This is a genomic window from Campylobacter concisus (genome assembly GCF_002913865.1).
Taxonomy (GTDB): Bacteria; Campylobacterota; Campylobacteria; order Campylobacterales; family Campylobacteraceae; genus Campylobacter_A; species Campylobacter_A concisus_AM.
Genome location: NZ_POYX01000095.1, coordinates 19,426 through 30,895 on the forward strand (window position 1 = coordinate 19,426; position 11,470 = coordinate 30,895).

At 39.2% G+C, this 11,470-nt stretch carries 12 protein-coding genes; all 12 read right to left on the minus strand.

Going from position 1 to position 11,470, the window contains the following annotated elements; genetic code table 11:
* Positions 1 to 37 precede the first annotated feature (37 nt).
* Positions 38 to 478, minus strand: coding sequence for an isoleucyl-tRNA synthetase (locus CYP77_RS06255; protein WP_103567769.1), 441 nt, complete (start codon positions 476 to 478; stop codon positions 38 to 40).
* A 249-nt stretch (positions 479 to 727) separates the two neighbouring features.
* The gene (locus CYP77_RS06260; RefSeq protein ID WP_103567768.1) at positions 728 to 1,588 is read right to left on the minus strand and encodes a formate/nitrite transporter family protein; all 861 of its coding nucleotides are present in this window, start codon (positions 1,586 to 1,588) and stop codon (positions 728 to 730) included.
* Between the two features lie 185 nt (positions 1,589 to 1,773).
* The gene (locus CYP77_RS06265) at positions 1,774 to 2,220 is read right to left on the minus strand and encodes a hydrogenase 3 maturation endopeptidase HyCI (protein ID WP_021087517.1); all 447 of its coding nucleotides are present in this window, start codon (positions 2,218 to 2,220) and stop codon (positions 1,774 to 1,776) included.
* The gene (locus CYP77_RS06270) at positions 2,220 to 2,564 is read right to left on the minus strand and encodes a formate hydrogenlyase maturation HycH family protein (RefSeq protein ID WP_002939326.1); all 345 of its coding nucleotides are present in this window, start codon (positions 2,562 to 2,564) and stop codon (positions 2,220 to 2,222) included. Before CYP77_RS06270 ends, CYP77_RS06265 begins: the two co-directional genes overlap by 1 nt.
* Entirely contained in the window at positions 2,561 to 3,385 is an 825-nt protein-coding gene (locus CYP77_RS06275) for an NADH-quinone oxidoreductase subunit B family protein (protein ID WP_103567767.1), read from the minus strand. The genes CYP77_RS06270 and CYP77_RS06275 overlap by 4 nt, the downstream gene beginning before the upstream one ends.
* Positions 3,382 to 3,921, minus strand: a complete 540-nt coding sequence (locus tag CYP77_RS06280) for a formate hydrogenlyase complex iron-sulfur subunit (protein ID WP_002939210.1) — start codon at positions 3,919 to 3,921, stop codon at positions 3,382 to 3,384. Before CYP77_RS06280 ends, CYP77_RS06275 begins: the two co-directional genes overlap by 4 nt.
* Positions 3,918 to 5,654 (minus strand): NADH-quinone oxidoreductase subunit C, encoded by a 1,737-nt coding sequence (locus CYP77_RS06285; protein ID WP_103567766.1) that lies wholly within the window; start codon positions 5,652 to 5,654, stop codon positions 3,918 to 3,920. Before CYP77_RS06285 ends, CYP77_RS06280 begins: the two co-directional genes overlap by 4 nt.
* Positions 5,651 to 7,132, minus strand: a complete 1,482-nt coding sequence (locus tag CYP77_RS06290; protein WP_103567765.1) for a hydrogenase 4 subunit F — start codon at positions 7,130 to 7,132, stop codon at positions 5,651 to 5,653. Before CYP77_RS06290 ends, CYP77_RS06285 begins: the two co-directional genes overlap by 4 nt.
* Before the next feature lie 2 nt (positions 7,133 to 7,134).
* Positions 7,135 to 7,779, minus strand: a complete 645-nt coding sequence (hyfE, locus tag CYP77_RS06295; RefSeq protein WP_012001181.1) for a hydrogenase 4 membrane subunit — start codon at positions 7,777 to 7,779, stop codon at positions 7,135 to 7,137.
* A gap of 1 nt (position 7,780) precedes the next feature.
* Positions 7,781 to 8,701 carry a respiratory chain complex I subunit 1 family protein gene (locus CYP77_RS06300; RefSeq protein ID WP_002939300.1) on the minus strand — a complete coding sequence of 307 codons (921 nt, stop codon included), beginning with the start codon at positions 8,699 to 8,701 and terminating at the stop codon, positions 7,781 to 7,783.
* 9 nt (positions 8,702 to 8,710) lie between these two features.
* Positions 8,711 to 10,678 (minus strand): proton-conducting transporter membrane subunit, encoded by a 1,968-nt coding sequence (locus CYP77_RS06305; RefSeq protein ID WP_009294858.1) that lies wholly within the window; start codon positions 10,676 to 10,678, stop codon positions 8,711 to 8,713.
* Between the two features lies 1 nt (position 10,679).
* The gene (locus tag CYP77_RS06310) at positions 10,680 to 11,249 is read right to left on the minus strand and encodes a 4Fe-4S dicluster domain-containing protein (RefSeq protein WP_002939266.1); all 570 of its coding nucleotides are present in this window, start codon (positions 11,247 to 11,249) and stop codon (positions 10,680 to 10,682) included.
* Between the last annotated feature and the right edge of the window lie 221 nt (positions 11,250 to 11,470).

Genomic DNA, 11,470 nt, shown 5'->3' on the forward strand with positions numbered 1-11,470 from the left:
AATTTTTATGCCATTGTAACTAAATAAAGGTAAAACTTTACTTTGAAATTTTAACGACTTTATCATTGTCACTTCTTAGAAAATAAATTTCTCTTCGTCCGTCATAAAGGACTTTGCCGCTTGTTTTTTGCTCGTTTTGTAAATTTGAAGATAGATCCATCTCAAGTGGATTACTCATAAAATAAGCCTCGCCCAAGCTTCGTCCAAAATCAGGATACCAACTAAGTGCGCAAAGCAGGAGCAGGAGCAGATAAAAGGCTCTAAAAATTTTTCTAAATGGCGCATAAAAGAAACAATATCCAAATATAAAAAACACAGGTAAAAGCCACAAAAAAGGCACATTATCCACAAAAATCACATTGAAATACTCATTTATACCATAAAATGAAAAGTAGTTGTTGTAAATTCCAACAAATAGCGTAAAAATAGGAGCAAGAACAAATATAATGCCAGTAAAAAATGCATTAAAAATTTTCATAAGCCTTCCTTTTTTCGTGGGATTATATTAAATTTTAGCTTTATTATTGCTCTAAATTTATTAGCCAAGATGTTTTAAACTCAAAAATGTCACAAATTTTCAAATAAGGGGGAGTTAAAACGATAAATTTAAGATGAGTGTGACATTTTTTAGATAAAAAATAAGAGATTTTTTTGAAACTTTTAAGGTAAGAAAGAGAGAAATTTAAAATTTAGCCTTTGCCATAAAAGCAAAGACTAAAAGTTAGTTTTAAGCTTTTTTCTTCATATCAAATTTATTAGCCATGAAGCCAACAAGACCAACAAAGAAAAGACCACCGCAGATGTTGCCAAGTGTAACTGGGAGCAAGTTTTTGCTTAAGAAATTTGTCCAATTGATGACATCTAGTTTATCAGCTGTAGTGTGAAGTAAAGCTGCTGCAGCGTTGATGTCGCCACCACTTGCTGCTATGTAGTGAGCTTTAGAGATGATAGCTTCAGTGATGATAAACATATTTGCAACGCAGTGTTCCATTGAGCAAGCAACGAATGCACCGATCATCCACATAATGGCAAAGAATTTACCAGATAGGTTGCTCTCGCTTGTCGCAGTCCAGATAGACATACAAACAAAGACGTTACAAAAGATACCACGAAGAAATAGCTCATGAAATGGTGCTGTGATCTTGCCAATAGCTGCTGGTACAAAGTGTTGCAAGATGTAGCCGTCGTATTTTAGTGGCAAACCAGAGTAGTAGTACATATAAGCGATCAATGCGCCACCAACGAAGTTAAATATCCAAACAATTACCCAGTAGCTTATGGTTTTGCCAAGTGGCAATTTGCCATCATATGCACTAACACCGCTTAAAACAGAGCTAGTAAATAGGTGACCACCATAAAATACAACCATCATGAGGCCGCAACTAAATGTGATACCACCGATGAAGTTTGAAAGACCGATAGACTGTTTTTCAGCCATACCAACTGTTGAGTGAGCCCAGAAAATATCACCCATTGCAATAGCAGCTCCAGCCATAATAGCAAGGAAGATAATGCTTACAAGTGGCGTATGAGCTTTATGCTCCATAGAACTTGACACCGCTTGAGCGGTTTCTGCCGGATTTAACATCACGTCTCCTTTTTATTTGACCTTCTTTGATCTATAACAAATATAAAGCAAAGAAGTAGTGCCAAAGATAGACATTTTAGCGTCAAAATTTAATGTTTAAAAATTAGTTTTACACTAAATTTCAAATCCAAAATGATCAAATTTATCTTTAGCAAACCCCAGATTAAATTTAGCTCTTACTAAATTTAACCAACTAAATTTTTATCAATCTCTACAATTCTTAAAAAAGCTTTTCTGGCACTTTTTTTAGCCTGCTCGCTTAGACCCTCCTCAAAATCAAGGACATTTTCAAGCAAGACACTAATGCCAAGAAAAAGCGTCTTTGGACAAATTTTACGCAAATAGCTTAAAAGCACTGGCGTTGGGAGGTTGTGGGTTGAGTAGATGTAGTCTCTATCGTCACTTAGGTCAAAAAACTCTATCTTATCCTCATCAAAGCCGCTCATCGCATCGACTACTATCAAAATGTCAGGCGCAAATTCTCTAATAGCTGAAAATTCATTCTCAGGTACATCTTGCCCAAAAAAGACCTTCCACTCTTTTAGCTCAGTTTCTACGATGCGACCAACTTCATTGCCAACATCATCATCACCACGCATAGGATTACCGATGCAAAGGATGGCCTTTTTCATCAAAAGTCCTTCCTAAGCACGATATATCCCTCTTTTAAATTTGCCAAAATTTCTTTAAGCTTACACTCACAAAGCTGCGGCAAGAGTCTAGCGATATGCTCAGCAAAAATTTCAACTTCAAAATACTTGCTTAAATTTCCGATCTTAAATTTCACATATTCGCCTGAGTTTTTGATCATCTCGTCAAATTCCTCATCGCTTAGCTCTAAGATCTTCTCGCTAAAATCAATCGTACCAACGCCGTGTCCCACGCAAGTGGAGAAAATTTTTATCTCCTTTAGCTCGCGTGGAAGCTTCTCGTTGTCGTCCATATGCCTTTTTGTAAGCTTATAAACTTGTATCATCTTTTACTCCAAACCTCACTATCAACATCAATCGCAAAATTTTTACCAGCTTTTGCGTATTTTAGATAGACGTCATTATGCAAAAGTGCCATACACTCAGCATATCTAGGATCATCTTCTTTTTTGATAGCTGCTATAACCGCTTCACGTGCAAGCTCTGGGTTGTGGATATCACTTGAGGCTTTGATAGCATCCATATATTTTTCAAATAGTGTTCTACCAAAGATATAGCTCATTAGCCTTTTACTTTCAGCATGCAAGTCACGCTCAAACAAGATATCGCCCATTACCGACTTCTTAACTGGAGGAGGCGTAGTGCTATCATTTTCGTAGCTTTTTTTGTGCAATTTTTGATCGATGATACCAAGAGCCATACCAAGACCATAGATAACACTTGCTGGGTGTGGAGGGCATCCTGGGATATAGACATCAACTGGGATTATCTTATCTATACCGCCCCAAACGCTATAAGCGTCGTGGAAAATTCCACCTGTGCTACCACAAGCACCAAAAGCAACTACGATCTTAGGATCTGGAGCTGCCTCGTAAGCACGAAGAAGTGGGTAATACATCTGTCTTGTGACTGGTCCTGAGCAAAGCAAGATATCAGCGTGTCTTGGGTTTGCTACAAGTTTAAAGCCAAAGCGCTCTGGATCCCACATCGGAGTGATAGCAGCGAAAATTTCGATCTCACAACCGTTGCAGCTTCCGCAGTCGATCCTATAAACGCTAAAGCTTCTTTTGATATTTTTTAAATGCTCTAGCTTTGCAGTTAGGTCATTTGCTGTTTTTATGTCCTCTGGGACTTGATATAGACTCATTTTATAGCCTCCTCAACGCCTTTTGTTAGCCTCTCAGCAGATTGATTTTTCTTGCACTCTGGGCAGATAAAAAGGTACTCTTTTGCCTCTTCAAGTCTGCCTGGGAGTAAATTTGCTGTGCCAAGCTTTTCAAGAGTGAAATTTATAAGCCTTTTTGGCGTAAATGGCTTGCCACAGCATTTGCAAGTTTGCATCTCAAGCTCACCTCTTTGGATAAGAGCACTCTTGTCAAATTTAACCGCAAGCTCAAAGCTATCACTTAGGCGAACAGCTCCTGTTGGGCAAACCTCATCGCAGCGACCGCAGAATATGCAGCGACCGCAGTCAAACTGCCAAACAAGTCTTGTTTGCTCATCATTCATCTTAAGCTCTATTGCGTTACTAGGGCAAGCGATACCGCAAGCTGCACAACCTATACAAAGATCGTATGTATAGTCTGGCTGACCGCGGAAATTCTCAGGCACAATATATGGCTCAAATGGATAGGCGTATGTCGCCTTTCCATATTTTTCTGTGATGTCAAATAACTTCATCATCTTAAATCCTTCTTACTAACCCCGCCATCTTGACAGAATTTTTTAAGGTCTTTTTCTGTTAAAATTTTACTTTTTTTAGTCCTTACATCAACCAAAGTAACACGCTCGGTGCATGAGTAGCAAGGGTCAAGTGAGCAAACGATAAGTGCAGCGTCACTTATGTTGTTTCCTCTAAATTGATACCTTAGGCTTGGCCAGTTGTTATATGTCGCAGCCCTACATCTCCAGCGATATACTTTTTGAGCGCTACCTTGCATGATCCAGTGGACATTTTCGCCACGTGGTGCTTCATCGTGACCAAGTGCGAAATTCTCAGGCTTGATCATAGTCACAGGATCGATCATGATCGGAGTTTGAGGCATCATCTCAAAGCATTGGCGGATGATGTGGATAGAGCTTTTTAGCTCTTTATATCTAACCATCTCACGAGAAAAAACGTCGCAACCATGCTCAACTGCTACTTCAAATTCTATCTGTTTGAAGAAGTCGTATGGATGATCGTAGCGGTTATCACGTTTAAAGCCAGAGCCTCTCATATTTGGACCAACTGGGCTAAAGTCGCGTGCTACTTGGCGGTCCAAGATACCTACACCTTTCCAGCGTCCGATTTGGCGTTTATCTTCCAAAACTGCATCCCAAATTTCTGAAATTTGAATATCAAGTTTGTTGATGATCTCTAAGCCTTTTTTGATCTCATGATTTGTCATATCACGTCTTAAGCCACCCATAACAACGTTGCCGTATGTTTTACGTCCGCCAGTTACAAGTTGAGCTAGCTCCATAGAGTACTCACGAACCCTAAAGATATGCATGAATGCGTTGTAGTTACCAGTGACCTCACAAGCTAGACCGATATTTAAAAGGTGGCTGTGAAGACGCTCGATCTCAAGACAGATGACGCGTATAGCTTGAGCTCTTAGTGGGATTTCAAGCTTTATAGCTTTTTCTGCTGCTTCGATACAAGCTATAGCGTGAGCATAACCGCAAATTCCACAAACACGCTCTGCAAGATAACCCATTTGATCATAGTTCATTCTGTTTTCAGCTAGCTTCTCCATACCGCGGTGTTGATAGAACAAGCGGTAGTCAGCGTCGATGATCTCATCGCCGTCACAGAAAAGTCTAAAGTGACCTGGCTCATCAGATGTAACGTGTAGTGGTCCAAGTGGCACATCGACTACTGCGTCGCCTGTTGGGAATAAAAACTCCGCATCAGGCTCATCTCTGTGATCTACTGGATCAGGGCGGTAGCGGTAGTCCATAGCATCTTTTCTAAGTGGGTGAAGTCCATCTGGCCAATCATCACTTAAAACTAGACGTCTTTTATCAGGTAGTCCTTCAGCTACTAGACCAAACATATCATAAGCTTCTCTTTCATACCAAACACAAGCTGGTACAAGTGGAGTAACTGATGGAAATGTCGGATCGTTTCCTGGGATAAGGGTTTTAACTGTGATAAAGCACTTATCATCAGCTGCAAAGTCGTCCGCCTCAGTCATCTTGCTACCTTCCATTGAGATAGCATAGTAAAGCGCATAGCAGCCATTTATCTGGCGCTCGTCGTTTGGTATCATAGTGCTTATAAAGCCACCGATATCATAATAAAGTGTCTTAACAGCTAGTGGAAGATCGTTTCTATCAACCAAAACTGTGATCTGATCGTCTGCTTGACGAGTTACTTCTAAAATTTTTACCTTTGTTTTTAGGATTTCAACAAATTTATCGCCTCTCATTTTAAAGCTCCCATCATTATATTAACACCGTTATTTACTAGCGTATAAAAGCTATCTACGTGCCATACGCCAAAGATTATGATAAGGGCACAGAGTGCTATAAGAGGTAAATTTTCAAACAAACTCATCTCTTTATTATGAACAACCACACCTTTTGGCTCGCCAAAGCTTGCCATATTAAAGTGCGCAAAGTCAGCTATGAAAATAACTGCAAGTGCAATAGCAAATAGCGCAACTGCGATATATTGACCACTTGTGATAGCTCCAACGAAGACGTTATATTCGCTAACAAATATAGCAAATGCTGGAACACCAACTAGTGAGCATACAGCTGCACCAAACAAAATAGTTGTAATAGGTGCGATCTTAATCATGCCACCCATCTTACTCATATCTTTGTGACCGTAAATTCTTGCTATGTTGCCTGTTGTGCAGAAAGCCAAAGCTTTTGTGAAGCTGTGAGCTAAGCAGTGGAATATCGCTGCAAATAGACCAAATTTACCGCCAACACCAAGTGCAAATGCGATAACACCCATGTGAACGATTGAGTGGTATGCAAACATTCTTTTTACGTTGTGTTGTCTTATTAGGAAAAATCCCGCTACAAAAAGTGTGATAGTTCCTGATACGATCATTATGCCTTCAACAAAGCTAAATCCAACTGCTTGAGCTGCGATAGCGTAGTATCTTAAAAGTGCAAGCATCGCACATTTTAAAAGCACACCTGATAGCAATGCTGAGATAGGTGCTGGACCTTCAGCGTGAACGTCTGGCAACCAAGTGTGAGTTGGAGCAAGACCAGCTTTTGTACCAAAACCAATTAGTGCAAATACAAAGATAAGTTTTGCTGCATCTGGGTTTAGATTTTTAGCATTTTCCATTATGCTTGAAAACTGCATAGAAGCCTCGCCATCTCCTAGTGTGCTATATGTAGCTGAGTATAGAAGAACGGTTGCATAAAGAGCAAATGCAAGACCGATTGAACAAAGAACGATGTATTTGTAACCACTCTCTGTTGATTTTTGATCTTTATGGATAGCAACCAAAAATACAGAAGCTAGTGTTGTAGCCTCGATAGCTGCCCACATAAACGCAACGTTGTTGCAGATAACGCTTAAAGTCATTGTAAAGATAAATACATGGCTTAATGCGTAGTATTTTTTAAGATCGCTTAAGTGGATGTGTCCATCTTCAAGTTCCCATCTCATGTAATGGATAGAGTAGAAATTTACTATAAATCCAGTTACTGCGATAAGTACCAAGAAAACACAGCCTAAGCTATCTAAGAATAAAAATTTATCAAAACTATAAAAAGTTCCGCCACTTAAAACTTTAAGAACATTGTTAAGTAAAGCCACTGATGTCGCAGCAGAAAACAAGACATGAAGTCCGCTTAATACCGCATAATTTTTAGGACTTAAAAACAAGATCAAAGCACCAAGGAGCGGTAAGATAAGTATTAAAGCTAAACTATCCATCTCTAACCCCTTAAATTTGAAGCTTTAGAAGTATCTAAGCTATCATAAGCTTTATAAAATCTAATCGCTAGAACGCTCATTATGATAACAGCAAATATCGCATCTGTTAAGATACCAAGCTCAACTAGCTCATGTGAGTTGTAAGCCATTAGAGCAAGGCTTAGGTGGATACCGTTTTCAAACAAGCAGTAAGCTAGAATTTGTTTTATAAATGAGTTTCTTAGCATGAAGCCAAAAATTCCCATCATAAAGACTGTTCCAGCAGCGATTAACATAATCTCTTCTTTGATAAGAGAGAATTTTAAAAATATAGGGTGGATACTCATTGAAAGAGCTAGAGAAAATCCCATAGCAATAACAGGACTTACAAAAAATCCACCAACTGGCTCATCTTCGCTAACTACGCCAAGTTTTTTGATAAGCCAGAACAAAATTCCTGGCACGAAAAGAACTTTGGTAAAAAACGCAACGATCGCCCAAGTTTTTAGCTGCTCAGCGTTAAATTTCTCAGATAGCAAGAAAAATATACTAACTAAAAGTAGTGTCTCTATCGCATAAGCGATGATTGAGAGTTTCAAGCTTCTAAGACCAAAAACCGCAAGCGAAGTTACGATCATGCAAATGGCTAATATATCTAGTGTTTGCATCTCACGCTCCTACTACATAAAGTGTTAGTGCAACAAACGAAATAGCAAGTGCACCAAGAGCATTTTTGCGTAAAGATGAAGTCATTTTAAAGCGTGGTCCAAAGTTGTCTATAAATACAGCTGCGACGTAAAATACTCCAGTTTTTATCACAAAAACGATAATAGCTAAGAAAGGATTGCTAAAATTCCATGGCTCAAATATGCTTAGGAAAAGTCCGATCATAGCAAACTGTTTTAATATAAGTGATGCTTGAACTAAGCCAAGGTCGCTACCAGCATACTCACCAAGAACACCCTCTTGAAGCTCTTGTTCTGCTTCAGCTAAGTCAAATGGCTTTCTACCAGTCTCAACATACATACACCACAAAAATGCGATAGAAGCAACGGCAAAACTTGGAATTTGATATCCGATAACGCCAGTTCTTACCATCTCTTGGATCTCAACTAAATTTGATGTTTTAGCTGCAAGCATAACTACGATTAAGCACATAATCATAACTGGCTCAACATAAACACCAAGCATTTGCTCCCTACCGCCACCTGTTGCTGCAAATGGGTTGCCGCTATCCATTGAAGCTGCACCAAATACAAATCTAAGTAGCGCACCAAGATAGAGGATAACAAATATATCTGAGTAAGCTCCAAATACAGTGTCTTTGCTATAAGTGATAGGTATAGCAGCTAGCACTGCAGCTGAAGTTGCAAAAAGGAAAAATGGAGCCCATCTAAATACCCAGTGTGAGCACTCAGGGACGGTTCTTCCTCTTCTAAAAAGCTTTATAATGTCGCGATATGTTTGAAAGAAATCGCTACCTTGTTTTGATTGAAGTTTAGCTCTAAGTTTTCTTGCCATACCATCAAACAAAGGAGCTACCAAAACGATAACGACTACTTGAAATATCATTAAAAGTATAGTTTGCATTTTCGTCTCCTAAACTAAAAAGTAGCCCACAGCAAGTATGACACAAAGATATAGCAAGATATAAAGTGCATATACATTTGTATAACCACTTTGAACGATACCTAGCTTATCAGCAAATTTCACACACCATTTAATGACTGGCTCATAAAACATTCCCCACCAAATATCTTTTGGATGGTTGTGATACTCAACCGCGTCAAAATAATTTCTAGTAACTACTTTTTTATCAGCTCTAAATAGCCATTGCATAATTTTTCTAAGGTCGCCAGTGAATGGACCACCTGTCATTTGCATACGTGAGCTATATTTAAAGCCACAAGCCCAAGGATCAGTTTCGCGTGGTTTATCTCTGTTTGCTTTCATAACAGCAAGGATGATAAATGGCAAAATCATAGTTGCACATAGGACTAAAGCGATAAGTGGAGTTGAGATCATGCTACCCATAGGTGAAGTTACATTTATAGCACCAAGGCTAGCTTTATAGTCGCTTATAGCGATAGAATTTACAGCTTGCATGATGTAATCAACTATGTAGTTTGCGCCAAGACCAAAGCCAACGCAGCCTATCATTAGAATGATCATACCAAGAACCATACCTATCGGACTCTCTTTAGCATTTTCCCAAATTTTTTGATCTCTTGGAGTACCTGCAAAGATAACAGCGTAAAGTTTAAGGTGCATACCGACCAAAACGCCTGTTAGCGCAAGAGCTACGACGCCAAGTGTAAATGCATATCTAACTAATGTTCCTTCTCCCATCGCACCTTGAAGCATACCTTGATATGTAAACCACTCTGAAACAAAGCCATTTACTGGAGGTAAAGCTGCGATACCCATGATACCTATAAACATACCAAGGCTTGTCCATGGCATCTTTTTAGCAAGACCACCAAGGATGTCCATATTTTGTGTATGAGTAGCGTGGATAACTGAACCAGCGCAAAGGAAAAGCAGACCTTTAAATATAGCGTGGTTAACTACGTGGTAGCAACCTGCTAGAAAACCTACTGCTGCAAGTGTTAAATTTCCAGCTGCAACACCGTAGATACCAGTACCAAGACCTAGTAAGATAATGCCTATGTTCTCAACTGAGTGGTAAGCAAGCAAAGCCTTAAAGTCGTGTTGGCAAAGAGCGTATAAAACACCAAATAGTGAGCTAGCTGCACCAAGAGCGAGTATTGTAAGACCAAAATATGTGCTAAGTGGTAGGTAAAGTGTAAATTTAACTAGTGTAAATAGAGCAACTTTAATCATAACGCCTGACATAAGGGCTGAAACGTTTGATGGTGCTGCTGGGTGAGCTTGTGGAAGCCAAACGTGGAATGGCCACATACCAGCTTTACTACCAAAGCCAACCAAGAATAGTATAAATACAGCAGCAGAAGCGCCAAATGGCATCTTAACACCCATAAATGCGCTAAATTCAAAGCTTCCTGCATAGTAAGCTGTGATAAGCAATCCACAGGTTATACAAAATGCACCAATTTGTGCGATACCAAGATATACCATAACCGCTTTAAGTGTATTTTTACCGTCATTGACAATGATAAGAAATGATGATACAAGAGTCATAAGCTCCCATAAAACAACAAAGCAAAATACATTATCAGCGCTGATTACTAGAAGCATTGAAAGGATGAATGTGTTAAACAAACATGCAAACACACCAACATTTGCTTTTTTTATGTACTCTTCTGCATAGCTCATACCATAAACACTACTTGCAAATCCGATGAAAACAACGACAAAGCTGAAGAAATTTCCAAGTGGATTTAGTGCAAATTTTGGCGAATACAAAAAGCCATCCATAAGAGCAAAGCTATCACTTACTCCCATATTTGCAACGAAGTGACACATCGCATAAAAGCAGCTTATAGCACTTAGTCCAAAACCAACTTTAACAGCGGCTTTTGGAGCGCAGTAGAGCAAGATACTAACGACGGCACTTACAAGAAATAGCATATAAACCGTAGTCATCTTATGCTCCTTGTCCGTTTAAAATTTTAGTAGCAAATTTATTCGCTGCTTCGTAGTCTATCCTCTTGCCAAGCTTATGTTTGCCCTCTTCTGGATCTACCATTATAAGAGCGCTTGTTGGGCATACATCAACGCAAGCTGGTCCATTTTCACGGCCAAAGCACATATCACATTTTACTGCGATGTTTTTTGCGCCTGATTGTGACTCTACTTCAAGATAGTATTTTGGCTCTACAGCGTAATTTACTGAAGGCATAAGCTCTGCACTTGAGCTTATCGCACCATAAGGGCAAGCGATCGTGCACATCTTGCAACCTATACAAATTTCCTCGTGAAGCTCGATGCAATTATCGTTAAATCGCAACGCTCCAGTTGGGCATACATTTGCGCAAGGGCCATCGTCGCATTGTCTGCACTGAGTCGGCATAACACCGCTGGCTTCTCTTAAGACGCTTAGCCTTGCACGTGATAGTTTGCCGCGTTCATAAGCACTTTTAAAACATGCAGCCATACAGGTCGCACATCCTATGCAGCGTTTAGAATCGGCAATCACAAATTTATGTTTTTTCATAAATTCCTCCTAAAAAACAAGGCAAGACCGCCCTGCTCACTAATAGAGTGATTGTTAATCACATGAATAGAGATAGTTAAATTTTTATTTAACATCTCAAACGCTCCTTCCTGAAATTTTTGAAACAATTCTATAACTTCTGGCGATTAAATTCCGTAAGCTATCTGACAAATTTTGTATTTTTGAATTTAAATTTTTATTTTATATTAGTTTAAGATATT